The organism is Streptomyces carminius (assembly GCF_002794255.1).
GTDB classification, from domain to species: Bacteria; Actinomycetota; Actinomycetes; order Streptomycetales; family Streptomycetaceae; genus Streptomyces; species Streptomyces carminius.
This window is the reverse complement of record NZ_PGGW01000060.1, coordinates 201,768-215,910: the sequence shown is the minus strand read 5'-3', so window position 1 is coordinate 215,910 and position 14,143 is coordinate 201,768. Positions and strand designations below refer to the sequence as shown.

Sequence of the window (14,143 nt, the reverse complement as noted above, 5' to 3'; positions counted from 1 at the left end):
TGCCGGTTTGATATGGAGAATGTACGCCCGTTCGAGTGGTTCAGTTCTTGCCCTGCTTGCTGTTCGCATGTGCGGCTCCTGCTCCGACTCCGGCCTTCACCACGCCGTTTGATCCCCCGTCGGCTCCTTTTCCGCTCTTGTCGCCCTTGCCGCCGCCCCCACCGCGGGCACCGGGTGCCTCGAAGGATTCCAGCGCCTCCAGCACGTCCTGGACGCGGGAGATCTCGGTGTTGATGTCCTCGCGGCGGCGGGTCAGCACCTCCAGCTCCCGTCTGCCCTGCTCCAGGGTCCGCTTCGCCTCCGCCTCGGCGTCGGCACGCAGCCGCTCGGCCTCCCGGATGATCGCGGCCTTCTTCTGCTCGGCCTCCTTGAGCAGCCCTTCGGCCTTCCGTACCGCCGCGATACGGACCTTGCCCGCCTCGGAGTCCGCGTCCGCCAGCGTCCGGCGGGCCTTCTCCCGGGCCTCGGCGAGCTGTTCGTCCGCGGCCTTCACCAGCTTGTCCACCCGCTCGCCGGCGGACCGCACCGCCTCGGCCGACTCCCGGCGCGCCCGGTCGTGCAGCTCCTCGACCTCCGCCTCGATGCGGGCCCGCAGCTCCTCGGCCCGCTCCCGTATGGCCGTGGCGTCGCGGCGGGCCTCCTCCAGCATGGTGTCGGAGTCGCGGCGGGACTTCTCGACCAGGCCGGTGCTCTCGCCCCGCGCCTCGGTCATCAGCCGCTCGGCCTCCCGGCGGGCGGCGCCGACCATGGTGTCCGCCTGCTCCTCGGCGGCGGCCGCGATACGGACGGCCTCCTCCCGGGCCCCGGCGACGAGCCGGTCGGCCTGTTCGGCCGCGTCGCCCAGCTTCCGCGCCGCCGCCTCCCGGGCCTCGTCCCGGATCCGGTCGGCCTCGGTACGCGTCCGCTCGGCCTCCTGGTCCGCGCCGGTGCGGACCCGCTCCGCCTCGGCGATCGCCTCCGAGACCGTGCGCTCCGCCAGCGACTTGGCGGCGTCCGTCTCCTCCTTCGCCTCCCGGCGCAGGGTGGCCGCGGCGTGCTCGGCCGCGGACCGCAGACCGGCGATCTCCTCCTCGGCCTGCTCGTGCATGCCCGCGACCGAGTCGCGCACCTGCTGGGCCTTCTGCTCGGCTGCCGCGACCAGTTCGCCCGCGTGCCGCTCGGCCTCGACGACCAGCCGCTCGGCCTCGGCCTGCGCCTCCTCGACCCGGGTGCGGGCCGAGGCGAGCAGGTCCTCGCTCTGCTCCCGGGCCTGGGCGCGCTCGCGCTCGGCGTCCGCACGGGCGTCGGCGAGCAGCTCCTCGGCCTCGCGCCGCCGCCGCTGCGCCTCCTCCTGGGCCGCGGACAGCGCCTCGGCCGCCTCCGCGCCGATGCGTTCGGCCGCGGTGGAGGCCTCCGCCCGCACCCGGTCGGCCGTCTCCTGCGCCTCGGTGCGCAGCCGCTCGGCCTCGGCCGCCGCCTCGCCGCGCAGCCGTACCGCGAGGGCCTCGCCCTCGGCCCGGGCCTGGGCGGCGTCCGAGACCGCCTCGGTGCGCAGCCGCTCGGCCTCCTCCTCGGCCTGCTCCCGCAGGACCCGCAGCCGTTCCGCCGACTCCGTGCGCAGCCGCTCCGTCTCGGTACGGGCCTCCTCGCGCAGCCGCTCGGCCTCGGCACGTGCCTCGCGCAGCCGCTCCTCGGCCGCCGTCAGCCGCTCCTCGGCCTCGGTGCGCAGCCGCTCCAGCTCCGCGTCCGCCTCGGCCCGGCGGGCGCGTACGGCCTCCTCGGTCTCCTCGCGCAGCCGCTGCCCGGCCCGCTCGGCCTCCGCGCGGGTCTCCTCGGCCTGCCGCTCGGCGTCCGTACGCAGCTGCTCGGCCTCGGCACGGGCCCGCTCCAGCGCCTCCTCGGCCTGCCGGCGCAGGCCGGCGGCCCGCTCGATCGCCTCGGTGCGGACCCGCTCGCTCTCGGCGGTGGCGGCGCCGCGGGTCTCCTCGGCGTCCGCCTTGGCCTGGCTGAGCAGTTCCTCGGCGCGGCTGGCCGCCTCCTCGATCTGCTGGACCGCCTCGCGGCGGGCCTCGCCGCGGATCCGCTCACCCTCCCCGACCGCGTCGGCGCGCAACTGCTCCGCCTCGCCGCGCAGCCGCCGCGCCTCCTCCTGGAGTTCGACCGTCTTGGCGCGGTACTCCTTGGTGTCGTCCTGGGCCGCGCCCTTGAGCTGCTCGGCGAGGTCGTGCGCCTCGGCGCGCAGCCGGTCGGCCTCCGCCTCGGCCTCGGTGCGCAGCCGCTCGGCCTCCTCGGCGGCGGCCCGGGTGGTGGACTTGGCCTCCTCGGCCGCCTTGGTGAGCACCTCCTCGGCGGTACGGGCGGCCTCGGCGAGCTGGGCGGCCGACTCCTCGGCCGACACCGCCCGGGCGGTCTCCTTCGCCTCGGCGATCAGCCGCTCGGCCTCGGCACGGGCGTCGGCCCGCACCTGCTCGGCCTCCGTCTTGGCGCTCTCCGCCTCCTTGGTCGCCTCGGCGACCAGCCGGGCGATCTCGGCCCGGGCGGTACGGCCGCGCTGCTCGTTCTCCGCCTCGACGTCGGCCAGCCGCCTGGCGGCGGCCTCCTTCGCCTCGGTGAGGACCCGCTCGCCCTCGGCGCGGGCCTCGCGCAGCGCCGTGTCGGCCTCCTGGATCCGCTGCTCGGCCTGCCGGAGCAGACCGGCGGCCTCGGCCCGGGCGGCCTCGGACTCGGTGGCGGTGGAGGTGCGCAGCCGCTCGGCGTGCTCGGTGGCCTCCTGGGCCTGGGCGCCGGCGGCGTTCAGCAGCCGCTCGGCCTCCGCGCGGGCCCGGCGCAGCAGGGCCTCGGCCTCGGTGCGGGCCGTCTCGACCTCGGTGGACAGCCGCTGCCGGGACTGCTCGGCCAGCCGTTCGGCCTCGGCCCGGGCGGCGGCCAGGGTCTGCTCGGCCTCGCCGCGCGCCTCGTCCATCAGCCGGCGGGCCTGCGCCTCGCTGCGGGAGCGCAGCTGCTCGGCCCAGGCGACGTTCTCGTTGACATGGGACTCGACGGTCGCGCGGCGCTCGTTGAGCTCCTCGTCCAGCCGCTGGCGGCGGGCCACGGCCTCCGCGTGCAGCTCGGCCTCCATCCGGGCCTGCCGCTCGGCGTGCTCCTGGAGGATCCGCTGGGTCTGGGCGCGGGCCTCGCGCAGTTCGCGCTCGGCGTCGGCGCGCAACTGCTCGGCCTGGAGCTGCGCGTTGCGCAGCAGCTGTTCGGCCTGGTGGGACAGGTTGTCGTAACCGGCCGGGCGCGCGGCGAGAGCGCGGCGCGCCTCGTGCAGCTTGGCGCGCAGCACTTCGACCTGGTAGCCGAGGTCGTCGGCGTGGTCGACCGCCTTGTCCCGCTCGTCCTTCAGCCGCTTCATCTCGGCTTCGAGCCGGGACAGGTGGTCGTCAGCCTCGTAGCGGTCGTAGCCCCGCACTGCGCGGTCCCATCCGTCCCCTGGTCGTGGTGAAGGTGAACTGACCCCTCGGAGAAATGGTGTCAGATCATCGGCGGAACCTGGGACGGACCCCAGTCAGCCCGCAGCCCCGGCCGAACGGCCACTCTACCGGCCGGGGGAGCCCACGTCAGTGTTGTACGGGAGCGGAGGTGACCAGTTCCGTGAGGACGCCGTGGCAGTCCTTGGGATGCAGGAACGTGATCCGCGACCCCATCGAGCCGGTGCGCGGCTCGTCGTACAGCACGCGTACGCCCTTGCCGCGGATGGCCTCGGAGTCCCCGTCGACGTCCGCGGTGCCGAAGGCGATGTGGTGCACACCCTCGCCGTTCTTCGCCAGCCACTTGGCGACGGTGGAGTCCTCCCGGACCGGTTCCAGCAACTGGAGGTAGGAGGCACCGCCGTCGTCCGTGCCGTTGATCCGCAGCATGGCCTCACGCACCCCCTGCTCCTCGTTCACCTCGGTGTGGAACACCTCGAAGCCGTAGGTGGCACGGTAGAACTCGACCGTCCTGTCCAGATCGAAGCAGGCGATCCCGATGTGGTCGATACGCGTCAGCATGACAACAGTGGACCGCCTGACGGTGCGGTTACGCAACGTGCGCACGGTCACACCGACCGACCGGTGACCTTGGCCGGTACCGCTCAGTACATTGGCGATAAACCCTCGTTAACTCCCGCTCCGAAAGGGGCCGCACCGTGACCGAAAAGACGAACGCCAGGACCAGCGGCAGGACCGGCGCGGCGTCCGCGACCACCTCCGTGATCGTCGCCGGTGCCCGTACTCCCATGGGCCGCCTGCTGGGCTCGCTGAAATCCTTCTCCGGAGCCGACCTCGGCGGCTTCGCCATCAAGGCCGCCCTGGACCGCGCGGGCATCGCCGGGGACCAGGTCCAGTACGTGATCATGGGACAGGTGCTGCAGGCCGGGGCGGGACAGATCCCGGCCCGCCAGGCCGCGGTGAAGGCCGGCATCCCCATGAACGTCCCCGCCCTCACGGTCAACAAGGTGTGCCTCTCCGGGCTGGACGCCATCGCCCTGGCCGACCAGCTCATCCGCGCCGGTGAGTTCGACGTGGTCGTCGCGGGCGGCCAGGAGTCCATGACGAACGCCCCGCACCTGCTGCCCAAGTCCCGCGAGGGCTTCAAGTACGGCGCGGTGCAGATGCTGGACGCCATGGCGCACGACGGTCTCACCGACTCCTTCGAGAACGTCGCCATGGGCGAGTCCACCGAGAAGCACAACACCCGGCTGGCCATCGGCCGCGCCGAGCAGGACGAGGTCGCCGCCCGGTCCCACCGGCGGGCCGCCGCCGCGCAGAAGAACGGCCTGTTCGACGCCGAGATCACCCCGGTGGAGATCCCGCAGCGCAAGGGCGACCCGGTGCTGTTCACCCAGGACGAGGGCATCCGGCCGGAGACCACCGCCGAGTCCCTGGGCAGGTTGCGCCCGGCCTTCGCCGCGGACGGCACCATCACCGCCGGCTCGTCCTCGCAGATCTCCGACGGCGCAGCCGCGGTGGTCGTGATGAGCCGGGCGAAGGCGGAGGAGTTCGGCCTGGAGTGGATCGCCGAGATCGGCGCGCACGGCAACGTCGCGGGCCCGGACAACTCGCTGCAGTCGCAGCCGTCCAACGCCATCCGGCACGCGCTGGGCAAGGAGGGGCTGGAGGTCGGCGACCTCGACCTGGTCGAGATCAACGAGGCCTTCGCGGCCGTCGCGGTGCAGTCGGTGAAGGACCTCGGAATCGACCACGAAAAGGTGAACGTCAACGGTGGCGCCATCGCGCTCGGTCACCCGATCGGGATGTCCGGGGCACGGATCGTGCTCCACCTCGCCCTGGAGCTCGGGCGGCGGGGCGGCGGCACCGGCGCCGCGGCGCTGTGCGGCGGTGGCGGCCAGGGCGACGCCCTGATCCTGCGGGTGCCGGGGAAGTGACACCGGGCGCGGGTCCGCACGCCGCCCGTACCGGACGCGTACGGCGCGGCGTGCGGACCCGCGCGGCCCGTGGGCGCGGAGGAGACGGGCGGTACGGCGGCGGCCGGTGAGCGGATGGGACGATCGGCCGGTCGGCCGATGGACGGATCGTAGGGAGCGGCACGCATGGCGGTGGACGTCGCCGGACTGGTGGAACAGGCGCGGCAGGGCAGGCCCCGGGCCGTGGCCCGGCTGATCTCGCTGGTGGAAGGAGCCTCCCCGCACCTGCGCGAGGTGATGGCGGCGCTGGCGCCGCTCACCGGCAACGCCTACGTCGTCGGGCTGACCGGCTCACCGGGGGTGGGCAAGTCCACCTCCACCTCGGCGCTGGTGACCGCGTACCGCAAGGCCGGCCGGCGGGTCGGCGTGCTGGCCGTGGACCCCTCCTCGCCGTTCTCCGGCGGCGCGCTGCTGGGCGACCGGGTGCGGATGTCGGAGCACGCCGGCGACCCGGGCGTCTACATCCGCTCCATGGCCACCCGCGGCCACCTGGGCGGGCTGGCCTGGGCGGCCCCGCAGGCCATCCGCGTACTGGACGCGGCGGGCTGCGACGTGGTCCTGGTGGAGACGGTCGGCGTCGGCCAGTCCGAGGTGGAGATCGCCTCGCAGGCCGACACCTGTGTGGTCCTCCTCGCCCCCGGCATGGGCGACGGCATCCAGGCCGCCAAGGCCGGGATCCTGGAGATCGGCGACGTGTACGTGGTCAACAAGGCCGACCGGGACGGCGCCGACGCCACCGCCCGGGAACTGAACCACATGCTGGGCCTCGGCGAGGCCCGCAAGCCCGGCGACTGGCGCCCGCCGATCGTCAGGACCGTCGCCGCGCGCGGCGAGGGCGTCGACGAGGTCGTGGCGGCACTGGACAAGCACCGCGCCTGGATGGCGGAGCACGGCGTGCTCGCCGCCCGCCGCCGGGCGCGCGCGGCCCGCGAGGTGGAGACCATCGCGGTGACCGCGCTGCGCGAGCGGATCGGCGACCTGCACGGCGACCGGCGGCTGGACGCGCTGGCCGAGCGGATCACGGCCGGGACGCTCGACCCGTACGCGGCGGCCGACGAGCTGGTGACCGGGCTGACCGGGAAGTAGCCCGGAGGGGCGGCCGGTCAGCGGTCGTCGTCCCGGTCGTCGTCGCGGTCGTCGCGGTCGTCGTCGCGGTCGTCGCGGTCGTCGTCCCGGTCGTCCTGGACGTCGTCCCGGTCGAGGATGCCGCCGTTGCCCGCGTCCACCGTGATCTCGTGCCACCTGCCGTCCTCGCCCAGGATGTCGATCTCCCAGGCCGGCCGGTCGCCGTCATCGGTCGGCTCTGCGGACTCCGCCGTGCCCGGCACGGCCTTCAGCGCGGCCTCGACCGCCTTCTGGAGCGTCACCTCCGCGTCGCGCAGTTCCCACCGGTCGTCGGAGTCGTCGCGGCTGCCGTCCTGGTCGTCGCGGTCGTCGTCGCGGTCGTCGGCGCGGTCGTCGGCGTCGGCCCGCAGAGCTGCTGCCAGGGCGTCCGACGAGGTGTCGTCGCCGGCGAAGGCGAGAGTGGTCCCGCTGATGGCGAGTGCGGCGGTGGCGACGGCGGCGATGACCAGCTTGCGGTTGACGGTCGGCTTGCGGTTCATGAGGTGGTTCCTCCCGGGCTGCGGGGTCTGCGGCTGATGGGAGACACCGTCGCAGGGGCCGGCTGAAGGTTTCCTGAAACCACCTGAAGATCTCTTCAGGCACGTTCTGTCAGGCTGGGGCCGTGCGCGTACTGATCGTGGAGGACGAGAAGCGGCTCGCCCTGTCGCTGGCCAGAGGGCTCACGGCCGAGGGCTTCGCCGTCGACGTGGCCCACGACGGGATCGACGGGCTGCACCGGGCGACCGAGGGCCCGTACGACCTGATCGTCCTCGACATCATGCTGCCGGGCATGAACGGCTACCGGGTCTGCGCCGCGCTGCGCGCCGCGGGCGACGAGACGCCCATCCTGATGCTGACCGCCAAGGACGGTGAGTACGACGAGGCGGAGGGGCTCGATACCGGCGCCGACGACTACCTGACCAAGCCGTTCTCCTATGTGGTGCTGCTCGCCCGGGTCCGCGCGCTGCTGCGCCGCCGCACCCGCGGCGGGGCGTCCGTGGTACGTGTCGGAGAACTGGTCGTGGATCCCGGTACGCGGCAGGTGACGGTGGCAGGCCGGGACGTGGCACTGACCGCCAAGGAGTTCGCGGTACTGGAGTACCTGGCGGTGCGGGCGGGGGAGGTGGTCTCCAAGTCGGAGATCCTCGAACACGTCTGGGACTTCGCCTATGAGGGAGACGTCAACATCGTCGAGGTGTACGTCAGCGCGCTGCGCCGCAAGCTCGGCCCCGGCGCGGTCGCCACCGTCCGCGGTGCCGGGTACCGGCTGGTGGGCGCCGGTGCCTAGGCCGTCCCTGACCCGGCTCACCGTCCGGGCGCGTGCCGCGCTCGGCGCCACGCTCGTGGTGGCCGTCGCACTGGTGGCGGCCGGCTTCGCGGTGGTCGCGGTGTTGCGCGGCGGCCTCGCGGAGAACGCCCGGCTGCATGCCGAGACCACCGCCCGCGAGGTGGCCGCCGGGGTCGTCGACGTACCGGTGGACGAGGTGGCCGGGATGGACGCGCTGGCGGACGACGAACCGGTACAGGTGGTGGACGCCGCCGGAACGGTACTCGGCGCCAGCCGCCCGCTGCGCGGCCGTGCTCCCGTCGCCGACTTCAACCGGCCCGCGGACTCCGGCCCGCGCCAGCCGCCCGCCACGCCCTCCCCGGAGGGCCGGACCGGCGATGACGACGGCGATGACGACGGCGACGACGGCGATGACGGCGATGACGACGACGGCGGCGGCGACGCCGGCACCACCGCACCGCCCGAGGAGCCCGTCGAGGTGGACCGCAACAGCGTCACCGAGACCGTCCCCCTGCCCGTCGACGACGACGGCGAGGTGACCTTCCGGGAGGGCCGGGCGACCGGACTGCAGGACTTCCGGCTGGTCGCCGTGCAGAGCGTCACCCGCGACCGGGTCCCCGTCACCGTCTACGCGGGCGCGTCCCTCGCCGAGCAGGAGGAGGCGGTGTCCACCGTCGGCAACGCCATGCTGACCGGGCTGCCCGTGCTGCTGGCCGTGGTCGGGGGGGTCACCTGGCTGGTGACCCGCGGTGCGCTGCGGCCGGTGGAGGGCATCCGGCGGGAGATGGCGGCCATCGCGGCCGGCACCGACCTGTCCCGGCGGGTGCCCGAGCCCGCCACCGGGGACGAGATCGCGAGACTGGCCCGGACCACCAACGAGACCCTGACGGCCCTCCAGGCGGCCGTCGAGCGGCAGCGCCGCTTCGTCGCCGACGCCTCGCACGAACTGCGCAGCCCGATCGCCTCCCTGCGCACCCAGCTGGAGGTGGCCGCGGCCCACCCCCGGCTGCTCGACCTCGACGGCGCCGTCCACGACACCGTACGGCTGCAGGACCTCGCCGCCGACCTGCTGCTGCTGGCCCGGCTGGACGCCGGGGAGCGGCCGGGGGACAAGCGGGTGGCGCTGGACGCGCTGCTGCGGGAGGAACTGGCGCAGCGCCCCGCGGACCGGGTCCCCGTGACCGTAGCTGAGCACCGAGGATCCCTCCCGGAGGTGACGGGCTCCCGCGGCCAGCTCGCCCGGGTGCTGGGCAATCTCCTGGACAACGCGCAGCGCCACGCGGAGCACGGGGTCCGGGTGGGCGTGCGCCGCGAGGGCGGGCAGGTGGTGCTGGAGGTCGCCGACGACGGCACGGGCGTCCCGGAGGCGGAACGGGAGAGGGTCTTCGAGCGGTTCGTGCGGCTCGACGACGCGCGCAGCCGGGACGACGGCGGGGCCGGACTGGGGCTGGCCATCGCCCGGGACGTGGCGACCCGCCACGGCGGCACCCTGACCGTCGGCCGGGCCCGGGAGGGGGGCGCCCTGTTCACGCTGCGGCTGCCCGTAGCCGGACCCTGACGGCGCGCCGCGCCTTCAGGGTCCGGCCCGGTGCCGCGGGCGGCCGGGAGCCCGGGCACGGGCCCCGGCTACCCGCGACCCGTGCCCCCGCCGCACGGACGCGCCCACCGGGGCACCTCGCGGCCCTTCCGGGCGTCGGCGCCGCGGACGGTTCGCCCTGTCCGCTGCCGCCCCTGCCGCCGCCGGGAGGCGCCCCGCGGCGCGTCGGCCGGGCCACCGGGCAGGCACCGGGCAGGGGCCCGGTCAGTACGGCTCCGGCCGTCCCGCGGCCGCTCCCGCCGGGGAGGGGCCACCGGTCCCGCCTCCGGCGGGGCGACTCCGGCACCAGGGCGCCCCGCCTCCGGGCGGACCCCGCTCGCACGGGCGCTAACCGTTCCAGGCGAGTTCGTCCGTACCACCCTCGTCCCACTTCAGGCTGATGCTGTCACCGTCCGGGGACTTGGTGGCGGTGGCGGCGAGGTACTTCTCGTCCTCGCCCCGCCCGCATCTGACCGCCAGCCGGAAGTCGTCGCCCTGGTTCTGGCCGACGCCCAGGCACAGGCCCTCGCCGTCCGGGTCGATCCAGATGGCGGAGTTCTTGCCCTTCATCTCCCCGCTGTCGAGCTTCGCGCCGATGGTCAGGGTCTGGCCGGCGTCGGCCTGCCACTGCCCGAGGAAGTCGCCGCGGTCGGCGGGCGGCGGACCGACCGGCTCCTCGGTGTCCTCGGCGTCCTCGGTGGGGTCCCCGGCGAGCGGGTCGTCGGTGGCCTCGGGCTCCGCCGAGGGCTCCGCGGCCGGGTCGGAGGCGGAGGAGCCGGTGGGCTCCGGGCTCACGGAGGTGCCGGCGGCGGGCTGTTTCCCGTCGTTCCCGTCGTCCCGGACCGCCAGATACGTACCGCCGCCGATGAGGGCGAGCAGCACCACGGCACCGCCGACGATGAGGGCCACCTTGCCCCGCGCGCCTGAGCTTCCGCCGCCCGGCGGGGGCGGTGGCGGCCAGGCGCCGTACGGGCCCGGCTGCCCGTAGGGCTGCTGAGGCTGCTGGTACGGCGACTGCGGCTGCTGGTACGGCGGCTGCTGGGGCGGCGGATACGCGTAGCCGGGCTGCCCGCCCGCGGGGTACGCCGGAGGGCCGGCCGGCGGCGGGTTCTGCGGCGGGGGGCCGCCCGGGGAACCGGGGGCGCCGTGGCCGTCGGGGGGCGGCGGGGGCCAGCCGGGGGGCTGACTCATGTCGGTGGTCACCTCTTGGGGCGGATCCGGCGGCGGACGGCCCTCCCGCTCGTCCGGTGCCGCGTTCCCCCGGAAAGACACCGTCAGCCACGGACCCGTCGGGTCTCGTCGGTCACGGAGACTGAGCGGGCCGGTCCATCATCCACCACCACCGGCCGCCGACACGCGGGGGTCGCCGGCTCAGCCGCGGCCGCGTACCGACCGCAGGTGCTCGGCGACGGGCGTCAGCGCCTTGTGCAGGCCGCCCAGCGCCTCCGGGGGGAGCAGATCGATGAAGTGGCGCCGCACCGAGGCGACATGATGCGGCGCCACCTCGCTCATCGTCCGCCAGCCGCGATCGGTGAGCACCGCGAACAGCCCGCGCTTGTCGGACTCGCAGTTCTCCCGGCGCACCAGCCCGGCCTTCTCCATGCGGGTGATCTGATGGGACAGGCGGCTCTTGGACTGGCGGGTGGCGGCGGCCAGATCGCTCATCCGCATCCGGCGGCCGTCCGACTCGGAGAGGTTCACCAGGATCTCGTAGTCGTTGAGGGTCAGACCGAACGGCTGGAGATCCCGCTCCAGCTGGTACATCAGAAGCCTGTTGACATCGAGGTGCACGCGCCAGGCGTGCTGTTCCTCCTCGCTGAGCCAGCGGGGTTCCTTGTCGGTGTCCATGAGGGTGGACTCTATCCGGCCCTTCGCGGCCGGACCTGCCGAGAGCCTCTTACCGGCGGTAAACCACCCACTACAGACCGAAGCGCCGCTGAATGCTCCCGAACTGTCCCGGAAGCTGCGGGAGCTGCTGCCCGCCATGACCCCCGCCATGACCTCCGCCCGGCCCGCCGCCGGGGACGCCCGGCTCGTTCGGGGCGGCACCGGTGGCCCGCTCCTCCATCAGCACCTCGGTGGACTGGATCAGCACCGTGCCCGTACCGACGAAGTCGAACTGGTGCTCCTCGCCGGAGGTCCCGCCGAACCCGGTGACCGCCCGCAGTCCGCCGAGGACCCCGCGCATGTACCCGTGGTCGTAGTGGTGGCAGGGCGAGGGGCAGTCCGCCCAGCCCACCAGCGCCTGCGGGTCCACCCGGACCGGCGGCTCGACGAAGTGCACCTCGCCGTTGGAGGCAGCCACGAACTTCCCCGTCCCGAGCAGCGTGACGAAGCCGGGGATGATCGACTGCTTCAGCGACAGACTCGGCTCGAAGGCCAGCAGGTTGCCCGAGCGGATGGTGAGGTTGCCGTCCTGAAGGTCGTAGGAGTTCACGTCGAACGCCCGGTCGGCGAGCAGCATCCTGCCCTGGCCCTCGGCGACCACCCAGTCCGAGGCGTGCAGCGGGGAGTGGAAGCTGGTGGCGACCAGGCGGTCCAGCGGGCCGTGGCCGATGCCGTTGAAGCTGATCTGCCCGTAGTAGGCGATCATCTTCCCCTTCTGCAGGAACCACTGCCCCCGCAGGTCCACACAGAAGGTGTACGCGTTGACGTTGTCGTTCGACGGCAGGGTGTGGGCGTCGTGGACGACCGGACCGTTCACAGTTTCTCCTCGCTCGCCTGCACGAACACCATTCCCTGGCCGGACAGCTCCAGTTGGAACGCCTCGCCCGAGCCGCGCCCGACCATGTCCCGCCAGCCGAGCGCGGTGGAGAGCTTGTTCTGCACGTTCCCGTGGTGGGCGACGTACGCCTGCGGGTCCACCCGGACGGGGTTGCCCGGGGTGACGGGGAGCTGGATCACCCCGCCGTGCGCCATCACCGCCACCGAGCCGTGGCCCTTGAGGGTGGTGGTGAACAGGCCCTGCCCGGTCACCTGGCCGCGGACCATGCCCATGACCCCGCCCTGGGAGCCCATGAACATCGTGCCCTGCTCCAGTGTCCCGTCGAAGGCGAGCAGCCGGTCGGCCTCCACACAGAGGGTGTCGCCGGCCAGCTCGATCACCTCGACGTGGTGGCCGCCGTGGCCGAAGAGCACCGTGCCGTCGCCCTCCACGGTCATCAGCGGGGCGGCCTCGCCCGCCAGCCGCCGCCCGATCATCGAGCCGATGCCGCCCTGGCCGCCCTGCGCGTTGGGGGTGAAGGTGACCTGGCCCTGGTACGCGATCATCGCGCCGCGCTGGCTGAACAGCCGCTGCCCGGGCGCCACCCGGGCCTCGATCATCTTGGAACTGATCTCCCGGAACGGCACTACACGTCACCCCCGATGGTGTTCCGCTCGCTCGGCTGCACGTAGACCAGCCCGTCGCCCTCGAAGCGGAGCTGGAAGGACTCGCCCGAACCCTCGCCCATGAACGTCCGGAAGTTCACCCCGGACTGGAAGTGCTGCCGGAGGTTCCCGGTGTGCGCCACATACGCCCCCGGGTCCACCTGGAGCGGGGACTGCGGGGTGACGCGCAGCACCACCGCGGGGCCGTCCGACATCAGCGCCGCCGTGCCGTGCCCCTCGACGGTGGTGGTGAACAGGCCGTTGCCCTGGGCCGCGCCGCGCGTCCCGGTGAAGGTGGTGCCGGTGCGCAGCGAGCCGTCCACACAGAGCAGGTTGCTCGCCTCCACCTGGAGCTTCTCGCCGTTGAGCGCCACCAGGCTGATCTCGCTGGCGCGGTCGGCGAGGTAGCAGGTGCCCTGGCCCTTCACCTCCATCAGCTCCATCTGCTCACCGGTGAGGCGGCGCGTGACCATGCCGCGCAGGCCCTCACCGCCGCCGGAGAGCTTCTTGAAGGCCATCTGGCCCTCGTAGGCGACCATCGCGCCGTTCTTCGCCCGGACCGTGTCACCGGTCAGGTCGACGGCGAGCACCTTGCTGCCTTGGAGTCGGAACTGAGCCACATGACGCAATCTACCCGCATGCCCGCGCCGGGCGGGAGGCTGTCACAATGGCAGAGCTTGTGCATCCCTTCACAAAGGATCTCCCCGTGGACCTCAAGACTGCTTCAGCGCTGCGCCGTCTCCGGCTGGTCTCCACCCCGGAGGCCGTGTCCTTCCTGGTGCTGCTGGTGTGCTCCGTGCTCAAGCGGACGACGGACTTCAACGCCGTGCCGGTGATGGGCGCCGTCCACGGCGTCCTCTTCGTCCTCTACGTGCTCTTCTGGGTGGACGCCTGGAACCGGGCCCGGTGGCCGATGGGCCGGGCCGCCCTCTACCTGGTGCTCTCCGTGCTGCCCGGCGGCGGCTTCTACGCCGACAAACTGCTGCGCCGCGAGACCGAGGACAGCGTGATCGCCGCCCGGGCCCGGGCCGAGCACTCGCGCCGGCAGTCCGAGCAGCCCCGGACGGGGGCGGTGGACGCGTGATCGTCGCCTTCTCGGTCACCCCGCTCGGCGTCGGCGAGGAGGTGGGGGAGTACGTCGCGGACGCGGTGCGGGTGGTCCGCGAGTCCGGGCTGCCCCACCGCACGGACGCGATGTTCACCTCGGTCGAGGGCGAGTGGGAGGAGTGCATGGACGTCGTGCGGCGGGCGGTGGCCGCCGTCGAGGCCCGTGCGCCGCGTGTCTCGCTGGTGCTGAAGGCCGACATCCGCCCCGGCGTCACCGACGGCCTGACCGCCAAGGTGGCGAGCGTCGAGCGGCATCTGTCCTGACCCGCGGGGC

The 14,143-nt window shown here is 73.9% G+C and carries 14 protein-coding genes; 6 read left to right on the top strand and 8 right to left on the bottom strand.

The window, feature by feature from the left end:
* Positions 1-40: 40 nt before the first annotated feature.
* Positions 41-3,430, bottom strand: coding sequence for a polarized growth protein Scy (scy, locus tag CUT44_RS19725; RefSeq protein WP_100203218.1), 3,390 nt, complete (start codon positions 3,428-3,430; stop codon positions 41-43).
* A gap of 148 nt (positions 3,431-3,578) precedes the next feature.
* Complete coding sequence (gene mce / locus CUT44_RS19720; protein WP_100203217.1) at positions 3,579-4,010, bottom strand: methylmalonyl-CoA epimerase; 432 nt, start codon at positions 4,008-4,010, stop codon at positions 3,579-3,581.
* Positions 4,011-4,210: 200 nt separating this feature from the next.
* On the opposite strand from mce, the gene CUT44_RS19715 reads away from it, so the two are divergent.
* On the top strand, positions 4,211-5,386 hold the full coding sequence (locus CUT44_RS19715; protein WP_100203424.1) for an acetyl-CoA C-acetyltransferase: 1,176 nt from the start codon (positions 4,211-4,213) through the stop codon (positions 5,384-5,386).
* A gap of 165 nt (positions 5,387-5,551) precedes the next feature.
* Positions 5,552-6,511: a methylmalonyl Co-A mutase-associated GTPase MeaB gene (gene meaB, locus CUT44_RS19710; protein ID WP_100203216.1), complete on the top strand. Its 960-nt coding sequence runs from the start codon at positions 5,552-5,554 to the stop codon at positions 6,509-6,511.
* A 17-nt stretch (positions 6,512-6,528) separates the two neighbouring features.
* Here meaB and CUT44_RS19705 read toward each other — a convergent pair whose 3' ends face one another.
* Positions 6,529-7,029 (bottom strand): PepSY domain-containing protein, encoded by a 501-nt coding sequence (locus CUT44_RS19705; RefSeq protein ID WP_100203215.1) that lies wholly within the window; start codon positions 7,027-7,029, stop codon positions 6,529-6,531.
* A 122-nt stretch (positions 7,030-7,151) separates the two neighbouring features.
* On the opposite strand from CUT44_RS19705, the gene CUT44_RS19700 reads away from it, so the two are divergent.
* On the top strand, positions 7,152-7,817 hold the full coding sequence (locus CUT44_RS19700) for a response regulator transcription factor (RefSeq protein WP_100203214.1): 666 nt from the start codon (positions 7,152-7,154) through the stop codon (positions 7,815-7,817).
* Positions 7,810-9,375 carry a sensor histidine kinase gene (locus CUT44_RS19695; RefSeq protein WP_233221506.1) on the top strand — a complete coding sequence of 522 codons (1,566 nt, stop codon included), beginning with the start codon at positions 7,810-7,812 and terminating at the stop codon, positions 9,373-9,375. The genes CUT44_RS19700 and CUT44_RS19695 overlap by 8 nt, the downstream gene beginning before the upstream one ends.
* 366 nt (positions 9,376-9,741) lie before the next feature.
* On the opposite strand, the gene CUT44_RS19690 is transcribed toward CUT44_RS19695, so the two are convergent.
* The 5 genes from CUT44_RS19690 to CUT44_RS19665 all read right to left on the bottom strand — a co-directional run bounded on the left by CUT44_RS19690 (position 9,742) and on the right by CUT44_RS19665 (position 13,382).
* Positions 9,742-10,584, bottom strand: coding sequence for a hypothetical protein (locus CUT44_RS19690; RefSeq protein ID WP_146252264.1), 843 nt, complete (start codon positions 10,582-10,584; stop codon positions 9,742-9,744).
* Between the two features lie 180 nt (positions 10,585-10,764).
* A complete protein-coding gene (locus tag CUT44_RS19680) occupies positions 10,765-11,241 on the bottom strand; it encodes a MarR family winged helix-turn-helix transcriptional regulator (RefSeq protein ID WP_100203211.1) in 477 nt (158 codons plus the stop codon).
* Between the two features lie 70 nt (positions 11,242-11,311).
* On the bottom strand, positions 11,312-12,097 hold the full coding sequence (locus tag CUT44_RS19675) for an AIM24 family protein (protein ID WP_100203210.1): 786 nt from the start codon (positions 12,095-12,097) through the stop codon (positions 11,312-11,314).
* Complete coding sequence (locus CUT44_RS19670; protein ID WP_100203209.1) at positions 12,094-12,744, bottom strand: AIM24 family protein; 651 nt, start codon at positions 12,742-12,744, stop codon at positions 12,094-12,096. The genes CUT44_RS19675 and CUT44_RS19670 overlap by 4 nt, the downstream gene beginning before the upstream one ends.
* Complete coding sequence (locus CUT44_RS19665; protein WP_100203208.1) at positions 12,744-13,382, bottom strand: AIM24 family protein; 639 nt, start codon at positions 13,380-13,382, stop codon at positions 12,744-12,746. The genes CUT44_RS19670 and CUT44_RS19665 overlap by 1 nt, the downstream gene beginning before the upstream one ends.
* 86 nt (positions 13,383-13,468) lie before the next feature.
* Here CUT44_RS19665 and CUT44_RS19660 point away from each other — a divergent pair, with 86 nt between their 5' ends.
* Both CUT44_RS19660 and CUT44_RS19655 read left to right on the top strand, forming a co-directional pair.
* Positions 13,469-13,846, top strand: coding sequence for a DUF3817 domain-containing protein (locus CUT44_RS19660; RefSeq protein WP_100203207.1), 378 nt, complete (start codon positions 13,469-13,471; stop codon positions 13,844-13,846).
* Positions 13,843-14,133, top strand: coding sequence for an MTH1187 family thiamine-binding protein (locus CUT44_RS19655; RefSeq protein ID WP_100203206.1), 291 nt, complete (start codon positions 13,843-13,845; stop codon positions 14,131-14,133). The genes CUT44_RS19660 and CUT44_RS19655 overlap by 4 nt, the downstream gene beginning before the upstream one ends.
* The last annotated feature ends 10 nt before the right edge of the window (positions 14,134-14,143 follow it).

What these genes read in the sequence shown, in the direction of transcription:
- CUT44_RS19680 (WP_100203211.1), bottom strand. Translation starts at nt 11,241, where the DNA reads ATGGACACCGACAAGGAACCCCGCTGGCTCAGCGAGGAGGAACAGCAC.
- mce (WP_100203217.1), bottom strand. Translation starts at nt 4,010, where the DNA reads ATGCTGACGCGTATCGACCACATCGGGATCGCCTGCTTCGATCTGGAC.
- CUT44_RS19690 (WP_146252264.1), bottom strand. Translation starts at nt 10,584, where the DNA reads ATGAGTCAGCCCCCCGGCTGGCCCCCGCCGCCCCCCGACGGCCACGGC.
- meaB (WP_100203216.1), top strand. Translation starts at nt 5,552, where the DNA reads ATGGCGGTGGACGTCGCCGGACTGGTGGAACAGGCGCGGCAGGGCAGG.
- CUT44_RS19705 (WP_100203215.1), bottom strand. Translation starts at nt 7,029, where the DNA reads ATGAACCGCAAGCCGACCGTCAACCGCAAGCTGGTCATCGCCGCCGTC.